Below are 24,926 nucleotides of genomic sequence, written 5' to 3'. Positions count from 1 at the left end.
CTCGTTTCGCAACGCGTAACTTGCGCCCTGCTTTGCCCTTTGGGCACATTATCTCCTCTTCATGCTCAACATCACCCTCCCCGACGGCTCGGTTCGCCCGGTCGAGTCCGGTACCACCGGTCACGCTTTGGCCGCCAGCATCAGCGAAGGCCTGGCCCGCAACGCCTTGGCCGTGCGCGTCAACGGCGAAGTCCGCGACCTGCACCGCCCGCTCACCGAAGACGCTGCCGTCGAAATCCTGACCTGGAACGACGAGGCCGGGAAAGCAACTTACTGGCATTCCTCGGCCCACCTCATGGCCGAAGCCCTCGAAGCGCTGTACCCCGGCGTGAAGCTGGCCATCGGCCCGGCCATTGAAAACGGCTTTTACTACGACGTCGACCTGGGCGAAGGCCGCAGCATTTCCAGCGAGGATTTCCCCGAAATCGAAAAGAAAATGCTGGAGCTGGCCAAGAACAAGAGCCCTTACGTCCGTCAGGAAATCTCGAAAGCCAACGCCATCGCCTACTTCACCGACAAGCAGGACCCCTACAAGCTGGAGCTGCTCGAAAAGCTGGAGGACGGCCACATCACCTTTTACACGCAAGGCGGCTTCACCGACCTGTGCCGCGGCCCCCACATCCCCGACACCGGCTTCATCAAGGCGGCCAAGCTCATGAACGTGGCCGGCGCCTATTGGCGCGGCGACGAAAAGAACAAGCAGCTCACCCGTCTCTACGGCATCACCTTCCCCAAAGCCAAGGACCTCACCGAGTACCTGGAGCGCCTGGAAGAAGCCAAGCGCCGCGACCACCGCAAGCTCGGCAAAGAGCTGAAGCTCTTTGCTTTTTCCGAGAAAGTAGGAGCGGGGCTGCCCTTGTGGCTGCCCAAAGGCACCGCGTTGCGCGAACGGCTGGAGCAGTTCCTGCGCAAGGCCCAGGTGAAGGCCGGCTACCAGCCCGTCGTTACGCCCCACATCGGCGCCAAGGAGCTGTACGTGACCAGCGGCCACTACGAGAAATACGGCGCCGACTCCTTCCAGCCCATCAAAACGCCCAACCCCGGCGAGGAATTTTTCCTCAAGCCGATGAATTGCCCGCACCACTGCGAAATTTACAAAACCGAACCCCGCAGCTACCGTGACCTGCCCGTGCGCTACGCCGAATTCGGCACCGTGTACCGCTACGAGCAATCGGGCGAGCTGCACGGCCTCACGCGGGTGCGCGGCTTCACGCAGGACGACGCCCATATTTTTTGCCGGCCCGACCAGGTAAAGGACGAGTTCAAGAAGGTAATCGACCTGGTCCTCTTCGTTTTCAAGAACCTTGGTTTTGAGGACTACACGGCCCAAATCAGCCTGCGCGACCCTGAGAACAAAACCAAGTACATCGGCTCCGACGAAAACTGGGCGTTGGCCGAAAGCGCCATTCAAGAAGCGGCGGCGGAAAAGGGACTGCCCACCACCACGGAGCTTGGAGAAGCGGCGTTCTACGGCCCCAAGCTCGACTTTATGGTGCGCGACGCCCTGGGCCGCCGCTGGCAGCTCGGCACCATTCAGGTCGACTATAACCTGCCCGAGCGGTTTGACCTGGAGTACGTGGCGCCCGACAACACCAAGCAGCGCCCCGTCATGCTGCACCGGGCACCCTTCGGCTCCCTGGAGCGCTTCGTGGCCGTGCTCATTGAGCATTGCGCCGGCAACTTCCCGCTCTGGCTCACCCCCGAGCAGTTCATTGTGCTGCCCATCTCGGACAAGTACCTCGATTACGCCAGCGAAGTGAAGGCCCAATTAGAGCAACGGGAGTTGCGCGGCACCGTCGACGCCCGCGACGAGCGCATCGGCCGCAAAATTCGCGACGCGGAGATGGGCAAAATTCCTTATCTGCTCGTCGTCGGGGAAAAAGAAGTCCAGGACAACATCATCAGCGTGCGCAAGCACGGTGAGGGTGACTTGGGCTCAATGCCGCTGGACGCTTTTGTGAAGAGCGTGCGGACCCAGCTCGAGGAAGCGGCGCCGTGACGCTGCCAATGAGCGTCGTGCCCCGGCAAACGCGGACGACGTTCTGCCGCGAATACCTTTTCTCACAGCTGCTTGTCTTTCCCATTATAAATACCGATATTTGCCCCCTGATTGCCAGGCCATATCCGGCCTAAACCGCCCCGAATCTCATTCCCCGCCACTTTTTTAGCAGGAGGACCAAACCATAGCAGCCCCGAACCGTCGGTACGTGCCCCGCCAGCAGGTGGAAGAGCCGTTCAAAATCAATCAAAAAATCCTGGCCCGCGAAGTGCGTCTGGTCGGCGACAACGTCGAGCAAGGCGTTTATCCGACCGACCAGGCCCGGAAAATGGCCCAGGACCAAAACCTCGACCTCGTCGAGATTTCGCCCACGGCTACGCCGCCCGTTTGCCGCGTCATCGACTACTCGAAATTCAAGTACGAGCAGAAGAAGAAAACCCGCGAGCTGAAGGCCAAGCAGACCAAGGTCGTATTGAAGGAAATCCGCTTCGGTCCTAACACCGACGAGCACGATTTTGCCTTCAAGGTGAAGCACGCCCAGGAATTTTTGCGCGAAGGCGCAAAAATCAAGAGCTACGTGCACTTCGTGGGCCGCAGCATCGTGTTCAAGGAGCGGGGCGAAATCCTGCTGCTCAAGTTTGCTCAGGCCCTTGAGGACCTTGCCAAAGTGGAGCAGTTGCCCAAGCTCGAAGGCAAGCGCATGTTCCTCTACCTGGCGCCCAAGGCTGCCGCCGTGGTGAAACCCGCCGCCAAGCCGGCTGCCGCCCCTGACAAGGCCGAGAAGAAAGCCGCGAAACTGGCCGAGGCCGACGCCAAAGAAAAGACCGCCGAAACGGCCCCGGCCACCACCGAAGCCGCCGAATAGCTATTTGCCCGGTTGCGGATGGCTTCCCGACCCCCGGTCGGTGAGCAATTCTCATCAACAATCAACAACCAACCCTCCAACACTTACTACAATGCCGAAAGTAAAGACGAAATCCGGTGCCAAGAAGCGCTTTGCGCTCACCGGAACGGGCAAGGTGAAGCGGAAGCACGCCTTCAAATCACACATCCTCACCAAGAAGACGACCAAGCAAAAGCGCGGCCTGACCCACACCGGCCTCGTGAGCAGCGCCGACATGAACCGCGTCCGTCAGATGCTCAACTTCTAATTAAAAGTGAAGAAATTAAAAAGCAAAAATTGCTGCCTGCACGATTCTGCCATTTTTAATTCTTCATTTTTAATTTTTAATTCATTTTCACCAGGCTTCCGGCTTTAAGACTTCAACCCGTCGCCGGCTGCCAAAAACTCTCTAGGTTATGCCAAGAAGTGTCAACCACGTGGCCTCGCGCCACCGCCGTAAGAAAATCATGCGTTTGGCGAAAGGCTACTACGGCCGCCGCAAAAACGTGTGGACCGTGGCCAAGAACGCCGTCGAAAAAGGCCTCTTGTACGCTTACCGCGACCGCAAGGTGAAGAAGCGCGAGTTCCGCGCCCTCTGGATACAGCGCATCAACGCCGGGGCCCGGGAGCACGGCCTCTCGTATTCGCAGTTGATGGGCGGCTTGAAAAAGGCCGGTATTGAGCTCAACCGCAAAGTACTGGCTGACTTGGCACTGAACCACCCTGCCGCGTTCAAAGGCATTGTGGAAAAAGCTAAATAAACGGCCCTTGCGCACTACCCACCAAGAAAACGCTGGCCCTTCGGTTCGGCGTTTTCTTGTTTTGGGCCTCGGTGGCCCGGTGTTCCAGGCCCCGGCGAGCGCGGCGAAAAGCCGAATTCCGGTGCTTTGGGTAGCTCGCTGGCCCAAACTAAAAAAACCGCTTCGGCGCGCAGCCAAAACGGTTTTCGCAGTAGCGGGGACGAGAGTTGAACTCGTGACCTCAGGGTTATGAATCCTGTGCTCTAACCAACTGAGCTACCCCGCCGGGTTTTTGTGGGTGCAAAGGTAACGCTACAACCGGCCCCGACGCAAGGCACGGGGCCAAAAAACACTGCTTCTTTACTGGGCGCCGCGTCCCCTTCGGGGGCTGTCGCCCGAGTTCCCCCGCATCTATTCCCATGGCACTGCCCGATATCCAAACCAAGACGCGTTTCACGGTGGAGTTTCCCATCAACGCCTCGCCCAAAATTCTCTTCCCTTACCTGGCCACCGCTTCGGGCCTCACCCAGTGGTTTTGCGACGACGTGCGCTACGTGGAAGGGCAACGCCTGAATTTTATTTGGGACCAGGAAAATCACTACGCCGAAATTTCGGGCCAGCGCCTGAATCGCGCCGTCCGCTTTGTTTTCCTGGACGAGCACCGGCAGCCGGTGTCGGACGCGAATTTCCTGGAGTTTTTCCTGGACTCCTCGCAAGTAACCGACGAGGTTTACCTCCGCATTACTGATTATTCGGCGGGGCACGAGTCCGGTGAGCAGCAGGAAATGTGGGACGGCCTGGTGGCCAAATTGAAAGAGCAGGTGGGCGGGTAGGAACCCCGCCCTCGGGGCGTCGACCGCGAGAGGTGCTCCGGTACTTTTTTTGCCTGGACTTCGTTGCCGCTACGGCCCGCCGCATACTTCAGCGCCCTCTTTCCATGCTCAAAAAGCTCGACAAGCTCATTCTGAAGGCCTTTGCCGGGCCGTTTCTGCTCACCTTCGCGGTGGTGCAGTTTATTTTGCTTACGCACACGCTGCTTAAATACCTGGACGATATTATCGGCAAGGATTTGGGTACGGCGGTGCTTTTGCAGTTGCTGTTTTATTTCAGCGTGCTCATCGTGCCGGTTTCGCTGCCCCTGGCCGTCCTGCTTTCGTCGTTGATGACGTATGGCAACCTGGGCGAACACCACGAACTCACGGCCATCAAGGCCTCCGGCATTGCCCTGACGCGTATTTTGCGGCCGGTGCTGCTGCTCACCGTCCTACTCTCGGTGGGGGCCTTCTGGTTCAACGAAACCGTTGTACCCAAGGCTAATCTGAAAGCTTATAGCCTGCTGTGGGACGTCCGGCAGCAGAAACTGGCGCTCGATATCCGAGAGGGCGTTTTTTACAATGGGATTCCCGGCTACACCATCAAAGTTGACCGAAAAACCGGTGTCAACGGCGACCGGCTGCACGGGGTGATGATTTACGACCACACCCAAAAATCGGGCAATGCCACCGTAATGCTCGCCGATTCGGGCCGCATGTTCACGCGTTTCAACGGGGCTTATTTGGGCCTGGAGTTGTTCCACGGCCACAGCTACGTGGAGCAGCCCGATGCCCGGGACCGCGCCGGGGCCAGCTTCGTGCGGCAGGGCTTCGACCACAATCTGGTTACGTTCTCGCTGGCATCGTTCGACTTAGGCCGGACTCCGCAGGAGCTGTTTCAGGAAAACAGAATGATGCTCAACATTGCCCAGCTGCACTACCGCACCGATTCCGTGCAAAAGACCTTGGTAAGGGAGCGGGTGCAGCTGCCCCGTCAAATCAATGCCTACTACACGTTTATGCGGTTCGACAGCACCGGCCGGGCCGCCGGCCGCAAGGTGGCCGGCTGGCAGGTGCCGGCTGCTAGGCTGGCCGTGCCCACGGCGCCCATCATTCAGCAGGCCATCAACCGCGTCAACAACCTCAAAGCCTTCGCCAACTCCACGTCCGAAAGACTGACCGAGGTTGCCAAAAACTCCGTTTTGTTTCGCATCGAGATTTACCGCAAGTACGCCCAGTCGGTGGCCGTGCTGCTGATGTTTCTGATTGGCGCGCCGCTGGGTTCCATCATAAAAAAAGGCGGCCTGGGCGTGCCGATTCTGGTGTCCATTCTGTTTTTTATTATTTACTACGTGCTCAGCATCATGGGCGAGAAATACGGCCGGGAGTTTGTGATGCCCGTAGGGCTGGGCATGTGGCTGTCCAACTTGGTGCTGCTGCCCGCGGGTTTGTTCTTCCTTTACCAGGCCTATAATGATTCGGGCTTGCTGGAGCTGGACTTCTGGCGGCGCCTGCCGCAGCGGTTGGGCATCCCCGGTCTGCGCAAAATCACCGAGCCGGTGGAAGAATAGCGCGCCGGCTATCCCCGCGTAAAGCGGGTGCGGGACCGAAAATTTCGGGTATCGCGCTTTCATCCTGTTTTTAAGTTGCGTACCTTTGCGGCTCCCCAACGTGTGGGGTTTTGCGTTCTCTTTTTTTATCTTTAAATCCAAGACGGGGTCACACCTATCAACCGATGAAATTAACCACTGAAATCAAGCAAGGCATCTTTGAGAAGAACAGCCTGCAAAAAGTTAAGACCGACACCGGTTCGGCCGAGGCCCAGATTGGGCTTTTCACCCACCGCATCATCCACCTCACCGAGCACCTCAAGGCCAATAAGAAGGACCACAGCACCCGCCTGGGCCTGCTGAAGCTGGTGGGCAAGCGCCGCCGCATGTTGGACTACCTGCAGCACCGCGAAATCAACCGCTACCGCGCCATCATCAAGGAGCTGGGCATCCGTAAGTAAGTCCAGCATCGGAGAGTAGGGAGCCTTCCACCGAAGGTTCCCTACTCTTTTTTTGTTCGGGTCGGTTTGGCGCCGAGGCTGGCCCGTGAATGAGTAGTTGTCAGTTGGTCGTTGTCAGGATTGGTTCTGAACTGCCTGATAACGGACAACGACCAACTACATCATCGGCGCACTGTTATCCCCGTTGAGTAACGACTGCCGCTGGCGGCGCTCGTTTTTGGCTGCTCGCCCGCTGTCGCTTTTTCAAGCAAATCCCGCTGATGTCCCAACCCCACGCCATTACCAAGTCCCTGATGCTGCCCGACGGCCGCGTCATTTCCATCGAAACCGGCAAGCTGGCCAAATTCGCCGACGGCGCCGTGGTGGTTCGCCTCGGCGATACCATGCTGCTGGCCACGGTCGTATCGGCCCCGAGCCAGCGCGAGGGCGTTGACTTCCTGCCGCTGTCGGTGGACTACCAGGAGAAATTCGGTTCGGCCGGCAAGATTCCCGGCTCGTTCCAGCGCCGCGAAGGCCGCCTGAGCGACTACGAAATCCTCGTTTGCCGCCTGGTCGACCGCATTCTGCGGCCGATGTTCCCCAAGGACTACCACTACGAGGTGCAGGTGATGATTACGCTCATCTCCGCCGACAAAGAAGTACAGCCCGACGCGCTGGCCGCGTTAGCCGCCTCGGCGGCCCTGTCGATTTCCGACATTCCGTTTGCGGGCCCGATTTCCGAAGTGCGCGTGGCGCGCATCGACGGGCAGTTTCAGATTAACCCCAAAACGTCGGACCTGGCCCGCGCCGACATGGACTTAATGGTGGGCGCCACCGCCGATTCCGTGGCCATGGTGGAAGGTGCGATGAAGGAAGTGAGCGAAGAGGAAATGGTGGCGGCCATTGCCTTCGGCCACGAAGCCATCAAGGTCCAGTGCCAGCTGCAGAAGGAATTGGCTGAGGCCGTGGGCCGCACGGCCGACTCGCCCACCCGGGAGTACCCGAAGTACGAGGAGAACGAAGAGCTGAAAAAGACCGTTTTGGCCGCCGTGTACCAGGGCGCCTACGACGTGGCCCGCAGCGGCAACACCAGCAAAGGCGGCCGGAAGGAAGGCTTTTCGAAGGTGAAAAAAGGCGTTCTGGAACACCTGCTGGCCGTGGATGCCGAGTTGAATCTGAAGATGTTCAGCCGCTACTACGGCTCGGCTGAGAAGAAGGCCATCCGCGACATGATGGTGAAGGAGCGGGTGCGCCTCGACGGCCGCCAGCTCACCGAAATCCGCCCCATCTGGTCGGAAATCAACTACTTGCCCGGCGCCCACGGCTCGGCCATTTTCACCCGCGGCGAAACCCAGAGCCTGACCACCGCCACGCTCGGCACAAAGCTCGACGAGCAGATTGTGGACCAGCCCCTGACCAAGGGCTACTCCAAGTTCATGCTGCACTACAACTTCCCCGGTTTCTCGACCGGCGAGGTGAAGCCCAACCGCGGGGCCGGCCGCCGCGAAATCGGCCACGGCAACCTGGCCCTGCGCTCCTTGCGCCAGGTGCTGCCGCCCGAGGACGAAAACCCCTACACCATCCGCATCGTGTCGGACATCCTGGAGTCGAACGGCTCCAGCTCGATGGCCACGGTGTGCGCCGGCTCGCTGGCGCTGATGGACGCCGGCGTGAAGATTTCCGCCGCCGTGGCCGGCATCGCCATGGGCCTGGTGCAGGACAAGGAAACCGGCGAGTACGCCGTGCTGAGCGACATCCTCGGCGATGAGGACCACCTCGGCGACATGGACTTCAAGGTGACGGGTACCGAGCGCGGCATTTGCGCCTGCCAGATGGACATCAAGATTCAGGGCCTGAGCAACGAGATTCTGACCGCCGCGCTGCACCAGGCCCGCGAAGGCCGCCTGCACATCCTGGGCGAGATGGCCAAGACCATTGCCGCCCCGGCCGCCGAGCTGAAGCCCCACACGCCCCGCTCGCACAAGATGCTCATCGACAAAGAATTCATCGGCGCCATCATCGGGCCCGGCGGCAAGGTCATCCAGCAGATTCAGAAGGATACCAATGCCACGGTCATCATCGAGGAGAAGGACGAGAAAGGCCACGTGAGCATTTACGCGGCCAACCAGGACGACATGCAGGGGGCCATCGACCGCATCCGGGCCATTGCGGCCCAGCCGGAAGTGGGCGAGGTGTACAAAGGCAAGGTGCGCAGCATCCAGCCCTACGGCGCGTTTGTGGAGATTATGCCCGGCAAGGATGGCTTGCTGCACATCTCGGAGGTGACGCACGAGCGGATTCAGACCTTGGAAGGTTTGCTGGAAGTGGGCCAGGACATTGACGTGAAACTGGTGGAAATCGACAAGAAAACCGGCAAGTACCGGCTCTCGCGCAAGGTGCTGTTGCCCAAGCCCGAAGCGGCCGCCGCCAGCAACGGCGAAGCCTAAGCGGCGCGGCGCGGAAGGTCCGAACTAATGTCGGGGCAAGCCTGTTGGCTTCCTCTGACTTAGGGACTGCCCGAACGGCTTTTTCTTTCGTATAATTCCCCCAGATATCGTTCTTACCCAGTCCCATGAGACAGCTAAAAATTAGCAAGCAGATTACCAACCGCGAAAGCCAGTCGCTGGACAAATACCTCCAGGAAATTGGCAAGGTGGATTTGCTAACCCCCGACGAAGAGGTAACGCTCGCCCAGCGCATCCGCGACGGCGACCAGCAGGCGCTGGAGAAATTGACCAAAGCCAACCTGCGCTTCGTGGTGTCGGTGGCCAAGCAGTATCAGAACCAGGGCCTGAGCCTCGGTGACCTGATTAACGAGGGCAACCTCGGCCTCATCAAGGCCGCCAAGCGCTTCGATGAGACCCGCGGCTTTAAATTTATTTCCTACGCCGTGTGGTGGATTCGCCAGTCCATTCTGCAGGCTTTGGCTGAGCAGAGCCGCATCGTGCGTTTGCCCCTGAACCGGGTGGGCTCGCTGAACAAAATCAGCAAGTCCTTCTCGGAATTGGAGCAGAAGTTTGAGCGTGAGCCCTCGCCCGAAGAAATTGCCGAGGTGCTGGAATTGACCACTTCCGAGGTGGTAGACACCCTGAAAATCAGCGGCCGCCACGTGTCGGTGGACGCGCCGTTTGTGCAGGGCGAGGAAAACCGCCTGCTCGACGTGCTCGAAAACGAGGACGAGGAGTCGCCGGACATGGCCCTGATGAACGACTCGCTCCGCAAGGAAGTGCAGCGCGCCCTGAGCACGCTCACCAAGCGCGAGGCCGACGTTATCACGCTCTATTTCGGGCTGAACGGCGAAGCCGCCCTGACGCTGGAAGAAATCGGCGAGAAGTTTAACCTGACCCGCGAGCGAGTGCGTCAGATTAAGGAAAAAGCCATTCGGCGCCTGCGGCACACGTCGCGCTCGAAGGCGCTGAAGCCGTATCTGGGCTAATTTCGGCGTAAATTTGTTGTTGAGAAACCCCGGCTGTAAGGTTGGGGTTTTTTGTAGCAGCTAACGGGCAACTACTGCTGGGCAGTGTCGACCTTGATTTTGTTTTCAATGCCAAACTCACTCACATTTACTTGTTGGAATGAAGACAAGCCAATTGAAATTCAATTGGAACCCGAGGCAATAGTATTTAGCGTTTTACCAGGGAATGAACTGACTTTCACAGGAAGGACGCCACTAGATGATAATTTCAAGTGGGCTATACGCATTGAGCACCTTGGTGAAGGAATTCAATTGATGCCTGACGTGACAGGATCATATGAAATAGAGATTTTTGAAAACGGAATCTTGTTAGAAGATTGGTACAAGCACATGAGGCCACTTTAGCCGCCTTATTTTCATTTTTCAACGATACGCGAAGCAAGGCTTCGCGCTGCAACCAAAATGCCTGAACACATCAAGTGCCTGATTATTGGCTCCGGCCCGGCCGGGTACACCGCCGCCATCTACGCCGCCCGCGCCAACATGGCGCCCGTCATGTACATGGGCTTGCAGCCCGGCGGGCAGCTCACCATTACCAACGACGTGGAGAATTTCCCCGGCTACGCTGATGGCGTGATGGGCCCGCAGATGATGGAGGACCTGAAGAAACAGGCCAGCCGCTTCGGCACCGACATCCGCTACGGCATTGCCACGGCGGTGGATTTCTCGGTGCACCCGCGCAAGATTACCATCGACGAAACGCTGGAACTCACGGCTGACTCCGTCATCATTGCCACGGGGGCTTCGGCCAAATGGCTGGGCCTGCCCTCGGAAGCCCGGCTGAACGGCGCGGGCGTGTCGGCCTGCGCCGTGTGCGACGGGTTCTTTTACCGCGGCCAGGAAGTGGCCATCGTGGGCGCCGGCGACACGGCCGCCGAGGAAGCCACGTACCTGGCCAACCTGTGCAGCAAGGTGACCATGATAGTGCGGAAGAGCGAAATGAAAGCCTCGAAAATCATGCAGCAGCGCGTGCTGGACAACCCCAAGATTGAGGTGCTGTTCAACACCGTGACCGATGAGATTCTGGGCGAGCACGTCGTGGAGGGCGTGCGGGTGAAAAACCTGCTGACCCACGAAACCCGGGAAATTGCGCTGACCGGCTTTTTCGTCGCCATTGGGCACGAGCCCAACTCCAAGATTTTCCAGCCCTATCTGCACCACGACGAGCAGGGCTACCTCAAAACTCTGCCCGGCACCAGCAAAACCAACGTCGACGGCGTGTTTGCCTGCGGCGACGTGCAGGACTTTACGTACCGGCAGGCCGTCACGGCGGCGGGCACCGGTTGCATGGCCGCCCTCGACGCCGAGCGCTACCTGGCGGCTGCGGGCGTACACTAAATTTGCCGCATCGGCGTATCAGGCAAGGCGAGTGTTGTGCTTGCCGCCTTGCGCTGCTTGCCCGAACGGCTGGGCCGCGGACGGTGCCTCACCTCCGCTGCCGGCCTTATCCTGTTAGCTTTTGACTTTTTTGAAACCAACCTACTGGCGGCCTGCGCTGCTGCTGGCGCTGTTGCTGCTGGTACTGGGGCTCACTCCGGCCCAGGCGCAACGCCGCAAGGCCCCGCGCAGCAAGGACAAGGCGGGTAGTGCCACCGGCAAGTCCGACTTTTTTCGCGCCAGAACGCCCAACCTGCGCTACGTGCGGCCGGACACCACCACGGTCATCGAAACCGAGGAGCTGCCCGACGACAACTCCGACGCCGCGAAGTCCATCTACTTCAACCCGGCCAAGAAGCTCAGCATCGTGAGCGAGGACACCACGACGCTGAACGACGGCAGCCAGGAAATCGTGGAGATGTCGGAAGAAGTCCTCATCGACTCCTCGTGGGTGAAGGTGGCGGGCTACTTTTCCATCTGGGACACCCGCAGCGTGAACCCCTACCGGGTGGACGGCCGCAGCTACCGCGACTCGCTTCGGCTGAAGCTAACCGACCCGTCGCGCCAGCGCTTCGCCCAAATGCCACTCGTGACCACGCCGGTTACGTCGGGTTTTGCTTTCCGCGGCTACCGTTGGCACTACGGCATGGACCTGGACCTGGAAACGGGCGACTCGGTGAAGTCGGCCTTCGATGGCGTGGTGCGCATCAGCGCCTGGGACGGCGGTGGCTACGGCAACTACGTGCTGGTGCGCCACTACAACGGCCTGGAGACCATATACGGCCACATGAGCAAGTCCATGGTAACCGTGGGCACGTTTGTGAAAGCGGGCCAGCTGCTGGGCTACGGCGGCAGCACGGGGCGAAGCACGGGCTCCCACCTGCACTTTGAGGTGCGCTACCAGGGCAACCCCATCAACCCGGCGCTGGTGTACGATTTCCCCGGCTACAAGCTGAAAACGGACAACTTCACCATCACCTCGCAGCTGTTCAACTACTACAGCCGGGCCATCAGCCGCAGCCGCAGCAGCCGGAGTAGCAGCGGCCGCAGCCGGAGCGGAACCCCCGCGCGCGCCCGGCAGACTGTGACGCACCGGGTTCGCTCGGGCGATACGCTCTCGGAAGTGGCCGAAAAGTACGGGGTGCGGGTGAGCACCCTGCGGAAGCTGAATCCCAACGTCAGAACTTTGCAACCTGGTAAAAAGCTGCGAATCAAATAAACTTTGGCTGTCAGTTGGCCGTGGTCGGTTGTTGGGCCGCTCGCAACCAACTGCTCTAACCAACCGATAACCGCTATGAAGCTTGATGTCCTGGCGCTGGGCGCCCACCCCGACGACGTGGAAATGTCCTGCACCGGCACGCTGCTGGCCAGCATGGCCGCCGGCAAGCGCGTGGGCATTGTCGATTTCACCCGGGGCGAGCTGGGCACGCGCGGCACGCCCGCCATCCGAGCGGCCGAAGCCGCGGCCTCCAGTAAAATCCTGGGCATTGAAGTCCGTGAAAACCTGGGTTTACCCGACGGTTTTTTTCGCAATGACCAGGAGCACCAGTTGCCGCTCATCGCCGCCATCCGGCGCTACCAGCCCGAGGTGGTATTGGCCAACGCCATCGCCGACCGGCACCCCGACCACGGCCGCGCCGCCCAGTTAGCCGTCGATGCTTGCTTCCTAGCCGGCCTGCGCATGATTGAAACTCGCGGCGGCGACGGCCAGCCCCAGGCCGCCTGGCGTCCCAAGAACGTGTACCACTACATCCAGGACCGCCAACTGCCGCCCGCTTTCGTGGTCGACATCACTCCGCACTGGGCCAAGAAATGGGAGGCCATTCAAGCCTTCAAAACTCAGTTCTTCAACCCCAGTCTCGACGAGCCGCAGACCTACCTGTCGAGTCAGGCGTTTGGCCGGTTCATGGAGGCCAGGGCGCGGGAGTTTGGCCACATCATCGGGGTTGAATACGGGGAAGGCTTCACTGTGGCGCGGCCCGTGGGTGTGCGCGAAGTGGGCGCCTTGCTGTAAGGGCTAATTTGAAGCACGTCGTGGTGAGCAGAACTGAACTGTCACTACTGTGGTGGTGCATCAATGCTGACGCCATGATAATGCTGTAACGAGCGGGTATCAGGCGGGTACTACTGTTTCGCGTAAGAGGTTTAAGAAACCAAACGGAAGTTTTTCCCGCTGCTACGGAAATATTCTCCATATTTGGAAATGCCTTCTGAGGTGGTCGGGTAATTCTGGACAGAATAGGGTGGTATCTTTCGAACGTCATGAAAGACAGCCCCCAAACCGCTAAATGCCGGCGTTACGACGCCGCCTTCCGGGCCGAAGCGTTACGCTTGGCCGAGCAAAGCCGCTCGACGCAGGCCGCCGCTCGCGCGCTCAATATCGATGCGAAGCTGCTCCACAAGTGGCAGAAGCAAGCCCTCACGCCGGTGGCGGCCGCCCGCGGCGCGGAACTAGACCCCGCCACCGCGGCCGAGCTGCGTCAACTGCGGGCCTTAGCGCGGCGGCAGGCCCAAGAGCTGGAGATTTTAAAAAAAGCCATTGCCATCTTCTCGGTGACCGACACCCCATGAGCCGATATCGCTTTATTGAAGCGCAACGGAGTCAGTACCCGGTGCGTGTGCTTTGCCAGGTAGTCGCGGTGCCGGCCAGCGGCTGCTATGCGTGGCAACGAGCGCAAGAACAAGTGGGTGGCGGGCAATCGCCCGCTTGGGAAGAGGCGCTGGTCAAGGTCTTCGGCCGCCATAAGCGCCGCTGCGGTACGCGCCGGTTGCAGGTCGCCTTGCGCCGAAAAGGATACTGCATCGGTCGCCGGCGCCTGCGCACAGCCATGCGCCGCCGGGGCCTGCACGCGCTGCAACCCAAGGCGTTCACTCCCCGCACCACCGATTCGACCCACGGGCTGCGCTGCGCCCCCAACCGGCTCCTCAACCAGCCCAAGCCCACCCAGGCCAACCAGGTCTGGGTCAGCGATGTCACGTCTCTGCCGCTGGCCAACGGCGAGTGGGCCTATCTGTGCGCGTATCAGGACATGGTCAGCAAGCAGGTGGTCGGCTGGCACGTGATGGCCACGATGCCCGAAGAACTGGTCACCAAGGCTTTACAGCGCGCTTTTTGGGCGCAACCGCCGACGCCGGGCCTGCTCGTGCACTCCGACCGCGGCGGGCTGTACTGCGGCAACGCCTACCGCCAACTGCTTCACGACCACCAGGCCCAGCGCTCGCAAAGCCGCCGGGGCGATTGCTACGATAATGCGCCGGCGGAAAGTCTCTGGTCGCGCCTCAAAACCGAAGTCCTCGAACTGCGCGAGCGGCCCGTTTTTGTCGACCTGGCCGACGCCCAACGCAGCATCGCCGACTATTTTGATTGGGGCTTAGGAAGCAAAAAGCGAAAAGAGTGGTGTAACTTCTTGTTATGCAGTCAGCTAACCGCTATTATAAGTGCGGCAAAATTTCGGAGGTCAAATTTCGCTACTTACTGCGCCTGTTTGCTTTGGATTTGACGGCCTCGGATACGGCCCGGCTCACGGGCCTGAGCGTACGGGCCGTCAATGAAATCTACCTGCTTCTGCGCCATCGGCTCGTGGCCTGGAGCCCCGTGCCGGCCGACCTGGACGGGGCGGTTGAACTCGACGAGAGCTACTTCGGCCCGCGCCGGGTGCGCGGCAAACGGGGCCGCGGAGCCAGCGGCAAAACCACCGTCTTCGGCCTGTTCAAACGCGGGGGGCAGGTGTACGCGGAAATCGTGCCCGACTGATCGAAAAAGACCCTGCAGGCCATCATACGCGGCAAAATTGACGTCGCGGCCATGGTCAATACCGACGGCTGGCGCGGCTACGACGGGCTGGTGGACGTGGGCTTTGACCGCCACTTCCGTGTCCACCACGGCCAGGACGAATTCGTGGGCGGGGCCTCGCACATCAACGGCAGCGAGTCCTTCTGGAGCTTCGCCAAAGCCCGCCTCCAACCGTTCAAGGGCGTGCCCCAACACACCTTTTTGCTGCATTTGAAAGAGTCCGAATTTCGCTTCAATCATCGCTACGAAAACCTCTATAAATTGCTCCTTAAATCACTCCGTCAACAGCCCCTCTAACCCTGTTTGCTTCCTAAGCCCCTTGATTATTATAATCACGAACGGCTGCACTCCAGCATTGAGGTGGTCCAGCTAAGCCGGACACAATTGGGACGTGGTTTGGAGTTGGGATTCGAAGTGGTTGGGGGCTAAATAGCCCAGAGCCGAGTGGCGGCGTTCGGCGTTGTAGTAGGCGATGTAGTGGCTGATTTCGAGCCGGGCTTCGGCCAAGTCGGGAAAGCTGCCGCCGTCTAACAGTTCGGTTTTGAGCCGACTCCAAAACGATTCGGCGTGCGCATTGTCGTAGCAGTTGCCGCGCCGGCTCATGCTTTGCCGGGCTTCGTGGCGGATGAGCAGGTCCTGGAAGCGGGTGGCCGTGTACTGGCTGCCTTGATCGGAGTGCACGACGAGTCCAGCCGCGGGCTGCCGCACGGCCAAGGCCCGCCGCAAAGCCTCGCTGACCAGGTCTTCGGGCATGCCCTCGCGCAAATCCCAGCCGACGACCTTGCGCGAGCAGCGGTCCAGCCACGTGGCCAGGTAGAGCCAGCCGCCGCCCTGGCGGGGCAGGTAGGTGATGTCGCCCACCCAGACCCGGTTCGGGGCCACAGGGGCCGGCTGGCCGAGCAAGCGGTTGGGCGCCGCCCACCGGGCGGGGTCGGAATCGGTGGTGCGCGGCACAAACGAGCGGGGCTGCTGGGCGCGCAAGCCGTGGGCGGCCAGGGTGCGACGGATGCGCCCACGCCCCACCGCATGGCCTTCGGCGTGTACTTCCGCGCGCAACCGGCGCGTGCCGTAGCGCCGCCCGTGCCGGGCAAACGCCTGCCGCACGGCCACCTGCCAGGCGGGTTCGAGGGCCGATGCTTGGGCCTGCTGCTGCCAGGCGTAGTAGGCGCTGGGGGCCACGCGCAGCACCTGACAGAGGCGGCGCACGGGCACCTGCCGGCGGCGCCGGGTGATGTGCTGGTAAACGCTCACGGGGTCGGCTGGGCGAAGATGACCAAGGCTTTTTTTAAAATGTCGAGCTCCTGCTCGGCCCGCTTGAGGCGGGCGCGCAGGGCGCGCACTTCCGGGTCGCGCGCCACCTCGACACTGCCCACTTCGGCCACGAGCTGGGCCTGCTGCCAGCGGTAAAGCAGCTTGGGGCTGATGCCCAGCTGCTGCGCGGCGGCTTGCGTGCTGCGGCTCTCGCTGGCCAGGCGCAGCGCCTCGGCCTTGAAAGCATCATCGTATTTGCGTCGTTTATCGGCCGACGCTCCGCTCTTTTTGGCTGTCATCACAGAAGAAATATACGTCCTTCTTCTGTCCGCCTAAACTGGACCACCTCAGTGGGAAAACCGTGCAGCAGCAGCAGGGTAGGGGCGGATGGGTCGCCGGCTTCGCGGTAGAAGATATTAAGGCCTTCTACCTCCACCGTATTATGCGTCGTGGGGTACTTGTTCATGATAGAATTTCGCTTGATTAGCGGCGATCGGCCGAGTAAGAGCGTATCCAAATAGGGGTTAATATGGGGCATGGCTACCACACAAGAGTTCACCATTTCTGACACCTTATGGGCGCGGCTTGCCCCTCTCTTGCCGGTGCATGTGCCCAAAGCGCATCCCTTGGGCCGGCACCGGCGGCGCATTGCCGCCCGGGAGGCGCTGACGGCCATCTTCTTTGTGCTGCGCACGGGTTGCCAGTGGAAAGCGCTGGATGCAACGGGCTTGTGCAAGGGCTCGACCGCGCACAGCCGGTTTCAGCAGTGGGTGCAGGCGGGCGTTTTTGCGCGGCTCTGGGACGAGGCCTTGCGGGATTACGACGACTTGATTGGGCTCAACTTCGCCTGGAGGGCCCTCGACGGCTCGCTGCACAAAGCGCCGCTGGGCGGGGAAAAAAACGGGCCCCAACCCCACGGACCGCGCCAAAGGCGGCGTCAAGCGCAGCCTGCTGACGGAAGCCCGGGGCATCCCGGTAGGCCTGGTGCTCGCCGGGGCTAACCGCCACGACGTCAAGCTAGTGGGAAGCACGCTGGCCAGCGTGCCGCCCGTTGCCGAGGCCGCCCGCCGGGCCCACCGGGCGGAGGGCGGGGCGCAGGGCCTGTGCCTGGACGCGGGCTACGACCCGAAGCAGGTGCGCGAAACGCTGGCCGCTCTGGGCTACACGGTCCACATTCGGCCTCGTGGGGAAGAAGTCCAAGCCAAAAAAGCGGGCCAGAAAGCCCGCCGCTGGGTCGTCGAGCGTACCCACTCGTGGCTCAACCGCTTCCGGCACTTGCTCATCCGATGGGCTAAAAAGCCCGAAAACTACTTGGCCATGCTCCATTTTGCCTGCGCACGAATCACCTGGTACAATTGCCTATTTGGATAGCCTCTAAGTGGCTTCGCTGCGCGCCGGCGCAGGAGTTGACAGCTCCCCGGCCGGCAGGTACACGAATAATTCCTCGGGCGGGCGGCGCACTTTTTTAAGCTTGAGCATCCAGTCGTTTTCCACGTCCCGGTACCCCAGAGCCAGCAGCACCACACTCCGCAGGCTCCGCTGCCGCAGGTGCAGCAACTCATCGAGTTGGGCAGGATTGAAGCCCTCCAACGCCGCCGCGTCGATTTGGTGCACGGCGGCCGTCGTCAGGGCAAAGCCCAGGGCGATGTAGACCTGTTTGGCCGCCCAGTGGTGGAAAGTTTCGTCGTCCATTGTAAGCTGGTCGTGCTCCAGCACGTTCCTGACGGCGCTCAGCCGCTCCACGGGCACGCCGCGCTCCTGAGCCGTACGCTGGATGTATTCGTCGACTTGTTCGCGGGTGACGGCGGACCAGGCGGCAAACACGAGCAAATGCGAGGATTCCACGACCTGGGGCTGCTGCTCGGCCAGGGGAGAAATTGCTTGCTTCAACGTGGGGTCTTCGATAACCAACACTTTGAAGGGCTGCAGGCCCCGGCTGGTGGGAGCCGGCCGGATCGCGGCTAATATCCGGTCTACTTCGGGGGCGGGCACCACCGCTCCGGTCATGCGCTTGGTGGCGTAGCGCCACTTCAGCGCGGCGTCGAGGCTTAGTGTTTCCATGGAGTCAATAAGTGATGTGAACGAAATGGAGCGGGAGCCTCTTAGTCCAGGGCGCGCCCTGTGGCAAGCTTTGGACCGACTGCGGCCAAGAGGTCGGGCTTATCATGAAAGCAAGGTCTGGCCCGGGCCACAAACGAGCAAGTCTGCGCCGAGAAGTCAACGCCAAGGCCATGGATTTACATAGTAATAAAAAAACAGACCGGTCTGTATAACACAGGAAAAATTTTTAGAGCAGGCGTTTCACCATAGCCTGAGCTGTGTCTACGGGGATCTGATTTTGGTGAATCTGGCAGGCCATGAGCGCGCCTTCATAGAGCAAAGCGAGTTCCTCGGCTCCGATGCGGGAATCGGTGGGCAGAAGGCTGGCAAAAAACTGATGTATCCGCTGTTTGTGCTCCTGAATCAGGCGCCGGACCTGGGTTTCTTCCGCCGGTGCCTGAATCAAGGCGTGCTGAAAATTACAGCCCCGGAAGTCCGTGCGGGTCTGTTGCTCCCGCAGCAACTCAAACACGGCCAGCACTTGCTCCCGCGGCGACGCCACCCCGGCCACGGCGGCTTCGGCGTGCAGGCGCCATTGCGCGCTGGCCTCAGCCAAGTACGCCAACAGCACCTCGTCTTTGGTGCGGAAATGCTGGTAAAGGCTGGCCTTGGCTACCCCGGCTTCGGCAATCAGTTGATTAATTCCCGTCAGCGTGTACCCTTGTTGGTAAAACAAGCGGGCAGCAGTGGTCAGGATTCGGCGGCGAGTCTCAGACATGCGTGTGGAATAATAAGGCTAAGTATGAATTAAAAGATGATACAGACAAGTCTGTTCATATTATTTTTCGATTCACCCGTCCACGTTTCCGGCTTGCCCCAGCTTAAAGTCATTTTAAGCGCAAGAATCGGGTTAAAAGAGCCATCAGCAACCCGGAATATTATAGCTTTAATACTCCGCATGAGCTCCGATCACATAAACTATCCGCGCATTGAGCAGGCCATTGGCTTTTTGACTTGCCACTTTTTGGAACAGCCTTCGCTGGAAGAAGTGGCGGCGCGGGTAGAACTCAGCCCGTTTCATTTCCAGCGCCTGTTCGTGGAGCGGGTGGGCCTCAGCCCCAAAAAATTTCGCAAGTACCTGACGGCATATTATCTCAAGGGCAAAATCCGCGAAACACAGTCGGTGCTAGAGGCCGCCGATTTGGCTGGGCTTTCCAGCCAGCCTTCACCGTCAACCTGACCATTACCCTGGAGCCTATTTACGGCATTGCCCTCGCCTTGCTCATTTTTGGGCAACGCGAGAAGATGAGTCCGGGCTTCTACCTCGGCACTTCCCTAATTCTGCTCAGCGTATTGCTGCACCCCTACGGTAGCTGACAGGTGCCAAAGCGCGAACAAGCTTAGTTATACCCTCATTTATCGTTTTATAAGGTGGTTATTTTAAGTAAAAAAAAACGCAGGGGCTGCTCACGTCAGGCAGCTTCTTAGGAACTGGTTGAGGGCGGCATTGCACTCCCGCGGCGTTTCCATCGGGGGCAGGTGGCCGGCGCCTTCCACAACGCAGAGTTGGGCCCCAGCAATGCGTTCTTGCATGAACACCGCGTCGGCAACGGGCGTAAAAACGTCATCGCGGCCCACCAGCACCAGGGTGGGCACTGAAATCTTAGCCAGCATCGAAGTATAGTCGCGGCGTTCCGCCCGCCCCCGCAGCGCACCGGCCGCGCCCTGCGGGGGCGTGGTTTGCATCATCGTGAGCACGGCCTCGGCCACAGCGGGCTGCTCCCGCAGGGTGGCCGGTGCCACCATTTTGGGCAGTACTTCGCGGGCGTGCTGGGCCATGCCTAGCTGCTCCAACTGCGCGGCCGTATCCAGGCGGTCTTGGCGGCGCGCGGGCGAATCAAGGGTGGCAAACGTATCGAGCAGCAGCAGCGCCCGTACCCGATCGGGGTGCTGGCGGTAATACTCCAGCGCAATCTGTCCGCCCATGGAGAGGCCGGCCAATGCAAAGAAGTCAAGTTGCAGGGCCACCCGCAGGGCTTCCAGGTCTTCGGCGAAGCGTTCTAATGGCACGAGAGTGCTGGCCCCGCTAGACTGGCCGTAACCGCGCAAATCGTAGGTGATGACCTGGTAGCTGCATGCCAAAAATGCTACCTGAGCGCCCCACATGGACCGGTTGAAGGGGTGACCGTGCACCAACACCACCGGCTGGCCGGTGCCGCGCACTTCGTAGGCCATGCGCCCACCTGGTACTTCCAAAAAGTTAATCATGTGCAAAAAAGTAAAAGAAGGGTAATTCGTACGCGTTCCGATGGAGGCACTGCCGCAGCCGCTGAGCGGATGGGGGCACTGCGTTGCTGCGGCCAAACCGCCGTGCAAATAGTTACTGGGAAGTCATGGCGCGCAAAATGGTAGTGACCGCCGCCTGAGCGCGCGGATAGATAACCAGGTCAGCAATCTGCACGTGCGCCGGACGCGTGACGGCGTAAACAATAGCATCTGCCACGTCGTCCGCTTGCAGCGGCTCGAAACCCTCGTAAACCGCCGCTGCCCGCTGGGCGTCGCCCTTGAAGCGCACCTGCGAAAAGCCGGTTTCCACTGCGCCCGGGGCGATATTGGTCACTTTCACTCCCAAGGGCAGCAAATCCAGCCGCAGACTCTGGCTGAGTGACTCAACTGCCGCTTTCGTGGCGCAGTATACGGACGCATTGGCGTAGGCCTGCTTGCCCGCCGCGGAACTCACGTTGACGATGTGTCCCCGGCCCCGGCCGGGCAGTTGCGGCAGCAGGGCGTGGGTGACGTACAGCAACCCGTGCACGTTGCTGGCCAGCATGGCGTCCCAGTCGGCGGCGTTGCCGTCTTGCACCGGCCCATAGTCGTAGGCACCGCCGGCGCTATTGACCAGCACATCGACTTCTTGCCATACAAGCGGCAGTGAGGCCACGGCGGCGCGCACCTCCGTCTCGTCGCCCAAGTCAAAGCGCAGCGCGTGCACCGGGGTCACAACGGCCAATTCCGCCCGCAGGCTTTCCAGGCGCTGGGCATCGCGGCCGCACACCACCAAGCGAAAGCCTTGCCGGGCCAGCGCGTGGGCAGTGGCGTACCCAATGCCGGAGGTGGCGCCGGTAATAAAAGCGAGAGGGACAGCGACAGGAGACATAGTCAGCAGAATTTGGTGATGGAGAGCCGCAAAGCTCCTACTTTCGGCAAAGCGAAACCAGTTTCAATTTCGCATGAAAAAACCAGCTCAGTTGTGGCCGCCTGCTTCCGTTACCGCCGTTTGGCCGACATGTTCGCCCACCAGATTCATCAGGGCCTGCTGCGCCCCGGCGAACGGCTACCGTCGGTAAGGCAAGTAAGCCGGGAGCAGCAAGTGAGTGTAAGCACCGTGTTTCAGGCATATTACGCCCTCGAAGCCGATGGCTTGGTGCAGGCCCGCCCTCAATCCGGCTACTACGTCCAGGCGAGCCGGCCGGTGGCTGAACAGGTGCCCGCTCCCAGCCGGCCAGCCGTGGCCGTACACTTCGTTTCCGTCACGCATACCCTGCTGGCGCTGGGCCAGCAGTGGAGCCGCCCCGGGCTGATCGATTTGGCCTTGGCCGTGCCCGCGCCCACTTTGTTGCCGCGTGCGGGCTTGACCAAGGCCCTGGCCGCGGCAGGACGCACCCTGCCCGGCGGTGGCCTCAACTACGCCGAGATACGCGGCGACGCGAACTTGCGCCGGCAATCAGCGCAACGCGCCAGCCAGTGGAGCAACCCTGTCGACGCCGACGAAATCATCGTCACCAACGGCTGCATGGAGGCGCTGGTGCTGGCCATCAAGGCAGCCACCAAGCCGCAGGACGTGGTGGCGGTGGAATCGCCGGCCTACTATGGCATCCTGCAAGCCCTGGAGGGGATGGGCCTGCGCGTCTACGAGTTGCCGACAGATGCGCGCACCGGACCCGATTTGGGTTCCTTGCGGCAGGCCCTGGCGACGGCTCCCATCCGGGCAGTGGTGGTCACGGCCAATTTCAGCAACCCGACCGGCGCGTGCATGTCCGCAGAGCGCAAGCAGACCTTGGTGGCGCTGCTGGCCGAGCATGAAATTCCCCTGATTGAAGACGACGTGTACGGCGACCTGTACTTCCAAGGCCCCCGGCCCGTCAGCTGCAAGGCCTTTGACCGCAGGGGCCTGGTGCTGCTGTGCTCGTCCCTATCCAAAACGCTGGCGCCCGGCTTCCGCGTTGGCTGGGTTATCGCCGGGCGCTTTGAGCCGGCGGTGCTGGCCCAAAAGCTCATGCACACCGGCAGCACGGCGGCCTTGCCGCAAGTCGCGGCGGCGCATTACCTGGCCAGTGGCCATTACGCCAAGAACCTGAGCGGTCTGCGCCGGGTGTTGCGCGAGCAAGTGGCGGCGTACCGCGCCCTGATTTGCGCGCATTTTCCCGCCGGCACGCGGGTCAGCGACCCTCAGGGCGGGCTGGTGCTCTGGGCTGAAATGCCGGCAGGTTACTCCGCCCTGGCCTTGCTGCAGCAGGCCGCCCCGGCCGGGATAATTTTTTACCCTGGCGGCGTCTTCTCCACGCAGCTCCTGTACGGAAACTGCCTGCGCATTGCTTGCGGCCAACCCCTCACCGCCCCCGTAGTACAGGCCATCCAGCACTTGGCGGGCTTGCTGCGGGCGGGGAAATGTTATTCCATGCCGGAAAGCGTGGCTACTTGAGCGGTGCTACGCCCAAGCCGCTAGCCATCTATGCGCCCCTAGCAGCTGGCCTATCATGCACGTGGCCGGGGTCAGTTGCGGGCCACCATCTGGTTTGAGCGCAAAACAGCCTTCACCAACATTGCGTGATGTAATCAGGACAAGCCGTTTTTCAGCGAGTGCACATCTTGCACTGCTATGGCTAAAACAGCCCACTTGAAACGGCCCCGCAAAACTTACCACCAGCAGCACTACGTGTTCTGCGACCTGCTAGGCACGCACCTGGGCGGTATTTTTTCTTTCGGCGAGCTGGACGGCGGCATGGCCGAGTGGGGACGGTTTGCGAAAAATATCGACTGTTCCTGCACTTGGTCCAATTACGGTAGCAAGGGCTGGGCTTGAGGGCAGGTGACCGCTGTTGAATGACAACGGGAACCAGGGATTCACACCTGCGCCTGGACTTAGTAGGGCTTAACGATGAGTAATTAGAGCAGAGCGTTGCCTGTTCCGCGGGCGGGCGGCGCTGATGAGTTACGATAAGCGCGAGGGGGAAGGCCCGCGCCACGGCCTGGGCCCCAGCTGTCAGGCGCCTTGCCACTGTATGCAATCTCATTCAGCTACCGTGCCGCCCGGTCAGGAACGCTGGCGGCCGTCCAGTTCCCGATAACTAGTCTGACTGGGTAGACTTAAGCGTTGTTGCCGGCGCCGGTTGCCGCAGCAGGCCCGCGACCTCAGCCGGGGCGTCGATTTGCACGAAGTGGCGGGCGTGCGGCAGCAGGTGTAATTCACTCCCGGGAAAAAGCTGGTGGAACTGCTGGGCCACCCGCGCGTTGAGGTAGGGGTCGAGGGCGCCGAAGATAATTTGGACGGGCACGGCGAAGCCTCGCAAGCTGCTTAGGTGCCGCGTTCGGCGGATGATGGCGGGGAGCAAATCCCGATTCAGGGCAAAAAATGGAAGCTGAGAAGAGGATTCGGCCGCAAATTGTGCGTAGAGCAGCGGAATGTAGTGCTGCCGGTCCGCTTCTCGGGTCATAAAGCGGCCGATTTGCCACCAGAACATGCGCCGAAACAGGAAATTGCCGAACGCGCGAGCCACCACCCGGGCTACGGCCCGCACCACGGGGGTGGAAAACAGCAGGATGGCTTCGGGCGTGCGCGTGGCCATGTGGCTGTAAAAGGTATTGAGCAGCACCAGGCGGGTCATCCGGTCGGGATGGAGCTGCGCCCAATCAATGGCCGGTGGCCCCGACGCATCGTGGGCCACCAGCGTCACGGCGGTGAGCGCAAAGTAATCGAGTACGGCTCCCAAATCCCCCTGCCACGCGTCAAAGGTGTAGGCGTGGGATGCCGGCTTGTCGGAATGGCCCCAACCCAGGAAATCGAAAGCAATGACGCGAAAGTGCGGCACCAGATAGGGCACGAGCGCGTCGTAGAGGTGGAGGTTGTCGGGAAAACCGTGCAGCAGCACGACGACTGGTCCGTTGTCGGGGTATTCTTGGGCGTGCAGCCGGTGCGCTCCTCGGGGTACAAAGTGCGTTGTGGGACTCATGTTGAAAAGCGGATAAACAGCGCTAGCACGAAGGGTTTGAACGGCGCTGAAATAGAAAGAAGAAGAGATTCCCCGAATTCAAGTTGCCGGGTTGTTGGTGTTGAGCAGCTCATCCGTTACCAAGCCGTCTGGTCCCGGCCCGGGGCGCCGGGGCTTGCCGTTGCTGCGGCCGTAAATGGTTGCGGTCAGGATGCCCCTGCTTGGTAGGCGCCTACCACCTTGGTGTGCGAAACGACCGGTGCCACCTCGCAGCGGCTGCGGATACCTTGTTGAAATGCTCTGAACGCTGGGAGCGTGGGCAGGAGATTTGCCTCGCCCGGGTCCACCCGAGCCAGG

The 24,926-nt window shown here is 60.8% G+C and carries 25 protein-coding genes, 1 tRNA gene and 2 pseudogenes; 20 read left to right on the top strand and 8 right to left on the bottom strand.

Annotated features, from left to right (window positions below; all coding sequences use genetic code 11):
- Positions 1–61: 61 nt before the first annotated feature.
- The 4 genes and pseudogenes from thrS to rplT all read left to right on the top strand — a co-directional run bounded on the left by thrS (position 62) and on the right by rplT (position 3,643).
- Complete coding sequence (gene thrS, locus RMO51_RS18630; RefSeq protein ID WP_310397211.1) at positions 62–1,999, top strand: threonine--tRNA ligase; 1,938 nt, start codon at positions 62–64, stop codon at positions 1,997–1,999.
- A gap of 184 nt (positions 2,000–2,183) precedes the next feature.
- Positions 2,184–2,741, top strand: a pseudogene (gene infC / locus RMO51_RS18625) (translation initiation factor IF-3); the annotation flags it as partial.
- Positions 2,742–2,955: 214 nt separating this feature from the next.
- A complete protein-coding gene (gene rpmI / locus RMO51_RS18620) occupies positions 2,956–3,150 on the top strand; it encodes a 50S ribosomal protein L35 (RefSeq protein WP_070731735.1) in 195 nt (64 codons plus the stop codon).
- A 148-nt stretch (positions 3,151–3,298) separates the two neighbouring features.
- On the top strand, positions 3,299–3,643 hold the full coding sequence (gene rplT / locus RMO51_RS18615) for a 50S ribosomal protein L20 (protein WP_070728591.1): 345 nt from the start codon (positions 3,299–3,301) through the stop codon (positions 3,641–3,643).
- Between the two features lie 191 nt (positions 3,644–3,834).
- On the opposite strand, the gene RMO51_RS18610 is transcribed toward rplT, so the two are convergent.
- A tRNA-Met gene (locus tag RMO51_RS18610) sits at positions 3,835–3,908 on the bottom strand.
- A gap of 133 nt (positions 3,909–4,041) precedes the next feature.
- Between RMO51_RS18610 and RMO51_RS18605 the strand changes: the two genes are divergently transcribed.
- From RMO51_RS18605 to RMO51_RS18550, 12 genes and pseudogenes are all read left to right on the top strand, one after another.
- Positions 4,042–4,455: an START-like domain-containing protein gene (locus tag RMO51_RS18605; protein ID WP_310397207.1), complete on the top strand. Its 414-nt coding sequence runs from the start codon at positions 4,042–4,044 to the stop codon at positions 4,453–4,455.
- A gap of 104 nt (positions 4,456–4,559) precedes the next feature.
- A complete protein-coding gene (locus RMO51_RS18600; RefSeq protein WP_310397205.1) occupies positions 4,560–6,005 on the top strand; it encodes an LptF/LptG family permease in 1,446 nt (481 codons plus the stop codon).
- 164 nt (positions 6,006–6,169) lie between these two features.
- Complete coding sequence (gene rpsO / locus RMO51_RS18595; protein ID WP_310397203.1) at positions 6,170–6,445, top strand: 30S ribosomal protein S15; 276 nt, start codon at positions 6,170–6,172, stop codon at positions 6,443–6,445.
- A gap of 260 nt (positions 6,446–6,705) precedes the next feature.
- A complete protein-coding gene (gene pnp, locus RMO51_RS18590) occupies positions 6,706–8,871 on the top strand; it encodes a polyribonucleotide nucleotidyltransferase (protein ID WP_310397201.1) in 2,166 nt (721 codons plus the stop codon).
- Between the two features lie 125 nt (positions 8,872–8,996).
- Positions 8,997–9,860, top strand: coding sequence for an RNA polymerase sigma factor RpoD/SigA (locus tag RMO51_RS18585; RefSeq protein WP_035566352.1), 864 nt, complete (start codon positions 8,997–8,999; stop codon positions 9,858–9,860).
- Between the two features lie 84 nt (positions 9,861–9,944).
- Complete coding sequence (locus RMO51_RS18580; protein ID WP_310397196.1) at positions 9,945–10,244, top strand: hypothetical protein; 300 nt, start codon at positions 9,945–9,947, stop codon at positions 10,242–10,244.
- Between the two features lie 57 nt (positions 10,245–10,301).
- Positions 10,302–11,237 carry a thioredoxin-disulfide reductase gene (gene trxB / locus RMO51_RS18575; protein ID WP_310397194.1) on the top strand — a complete coding sequence of 312 codons (936 nt, stop codon included), beginning with the start codon at positions 10,302–10,304 and terminating at the stop codon, positions 11,235–11,237.
- Positions 11,238–11,367: 130 nt separating this feature from the next.
- Positions 11,368–12,495, top strand: coding sequence for a M23 family metallopeptidase (locus RMO51_RS18570; protein ID WP_310397192.1), 1,128 nt, complete (start codon positions 11,368–11,370; stop codon positions 12,493–12,495).
- 75 nt (positions 12,496–12,570) lie between these two features.
- Complete coding sequence (gene bshB1 / locus RMO51_RS18565) at positions 12,571–13,290, top strand: bacillithiol biosynthesis deacetylase BshB1 (RefSeq protein ID WP_310397190.1); 720 nt, start codon at positions 12,571–12,573, stop codon at positions 13,288–13,290.
- A gap of 248 nt (positions 13,291–13,538) precedes the next feature.
- The gene (locus tag RMO51_RS18560; protein WP_310397187.1) at positions 13,539–13,847 is read left to right on the top strand and encodes a transposase; all 309 of its coding nucleotides are present in this window, start codon (positions 13,539–13,541) and stop codon (positions 13,845–13,847) included.
- The gene (locus RMO51_RS18555) at positions 13,844–14,776 is read left to right on the top strand and encodes an IS3 family transposase (protein WP_310397186.1); all 933 of its coding nucleotides are present in this window, start codon (positions 13,844–13,846) and stop codon (positions 14,774–14,776) included. The genes RMO51_RS18560 and RMO51_RS18555 overlap by 4 nt, the downstream gene beginning before the upstream one ends.
- Positions 14,689–15,366: pseudogene (locus tag RMO51_RS18550) on the top strand (IS1595 family transposase). Before RMO51_RS18555 ends, RMO51_RS18550 begins: the two are co-directional and overlap by 88 nt.
- Before the next feature lie 72 nt (positions 15,367–15,438).
- On the opposite strand, the gene RMO51_RS18545 reads toward RMO51_RS18550, so the two are convergent.
- Both RMO51_RS18545 and RMO51_RS18540 read right to left on the bottom strand, forming a co-directional pair.
- Positions 15,439–16,320 (bottom strand): IS3 family transposase, encoded by an 882-nt coding sequence (locus RMO51_RS18545; protein WP_310397184.1) that lies wholly within the window; start codon positions 16,318–16,320, stop codon positions 15,439–15,441.
- Complete coding sequence (locus RMO51_RS18540; RefSeq protein ID WP_310397182.1) at positions 16,317–16,619, bottom strand: transposase; 303 nt, start codon at positions 16,617–16,619, stop codon at positions 16,317–16,319. Before RMO51_RS18540 ends, RMO51_RS18545 begins: the two co-directional genes overlap by 4 nt.
- 237 nt (positions 16,620–16,856) lie before the next feature.
- Here RMO51_RS18540 and RMO51_RS18535 point away from each other — a divergent pair.
- Positions 16,857–17,691 (top strand): IS5 family transposase gene (locus RMO51_RS18535; protein ID WP_409025055.1). Its coding sequence is split into 2 segments (ribosomal slippage): positions 16,857–17,207 and positions 17,209–17,691, totalling 834 coding nucleotides; the frame shifts between segments, so codons are not numbered across the junction.
- 3 nt (positions 17,692–17,694) lie between these two features.
- Here RMO51_RS18535 and RMO51_RS18530 read toward each other — a convergent pair.
- Both RMO51_RS18530 and RMO51_RS18525 read right to left on the bottom strand, forming a co-directional pair.
- On the bottom strand, positions 17,695–18,381 hold the full coding sequence (locus tag RMO51_RS18530) for a nitroreductase family protein (RefSeq protein WP_310397178.1): 687 nt from the start codon (positions 18,379–18,381) through the stop codon (positions 17,695–17,697).
- A 226-nt stretch (positions 18,382–18,607) separates the two neighbouring features.
- A complete protein-coding gene (locus tag RMO51_RS18525; RefSeq protein WP_310397176.1) occupies positions 18,608–19,138 on the bottom strand; it encodes a TetR/AcrR family transcriptional regulator in 531 nt (176 codons plus the stop codon).
- A gap of 93 nt (positions 19,139–19,231) precedes the next feature.
- Here RMO51_RS18525 and RMO51_RS18520 point away from each other — a divergent pair, with 93 nt between their 5' ends.
- Positions 19,232–19,600: a hypothetical protein gene (locus RMO51_RS18520; protein WP_409025054.1), complete on the top strand. Its 369-nt coding sequence runs from the start codon at positions 19,232–19,234 to the stop codon at positions 19,598–19,600.
- A gap of 227 nt (positions 19,601–19,827) precedes the next feature.
- Here the strand turns inward: RMO51_RS18520 and RMO51_RS18510 are convergent, their stop codons facing one another.
- Entirely contained in the window at positions 19,828–20,628 is an 801-nt protein-coding gene (locus RMO51_RS18510; protein WP_310397172.1) for an alpha/beta fold hydrolase, read from the bottom strand.
- A gap of 112 nt (positions 20,629–20,740) precedes the next feature.
- The gene (locus RMO51_RS18505) at positions 20,741–21,517 is read right to left on the bottom strand and encodes an SDR family NAD(P)-dependent oxidoreductase (RefSeq protein ID WP_310397170.1); all 777 of its coding nucleotides are present in this window, start codon (positions 21,515–21,517) and stop codon (positions 20,741–20,743) included.
- Positions 21,518–21,637: 120 nt separating this feature from the next.
- Here RMO51_RS18505 and RMO51_RS18500 point away from each other — a divergent pair, with 120 nt between their 5' ends.
- A complete protein-coding gene (locus tag RMO51_RS18500) occupies positions 21,638–23,062 on the top strand; it encodes a PLP-dependent aminotransferase family protein (RefSeq protein ID WP_310397168.1) in 1,425 nt (474 codons plus the stop codon).
- Between the two features lie 177 nt (positions 23,063–23,239).
- A complete protein-coding gene (locus RMO51_RS18495) occupies positions 23,240–23,443 on the top strand; it encodes a hypothetical protein (protein ID WP_310397166.1) in 204 nt (67 codons plus the stop codon).
- Positions 23,444–23,708: 265 nt separating this feature from the next.
- Here the strand turns inward: RMO51_RS18495 and RMO51_RS18490 are convergent, their stop codons facing one another.
- Positions 23,709–24,590 carry an alpha/beta hydrolase gene (locus tag RMO51_RS18490; protein ID WP_310397164.1) on the bottom strand — a complete coding sequence of 294 codons (882 nt, stop codon included), beginning with the start codon at positions 24,588–24,590 and terminating at the stop codon, positions 23,709–23,711.
- Between the last annotated feature and the right edge of the window lie 336 nt (positions 24,591–24,926).

This window comes from Hymenobacter sp., from assembly GCF_031398885.1.
Taxonomy (GTDB): domain Bacteria; phylum Bacteroidota; class Bacteroidia; order Cytophagales; family Hymenobacteraceae; genus Hymenobacter.
The sequence above is the reverse complement of the archived record's forward strand: the minus strand, read 5'-3'. Positions and strand labels throughout refer to the sequence as shown.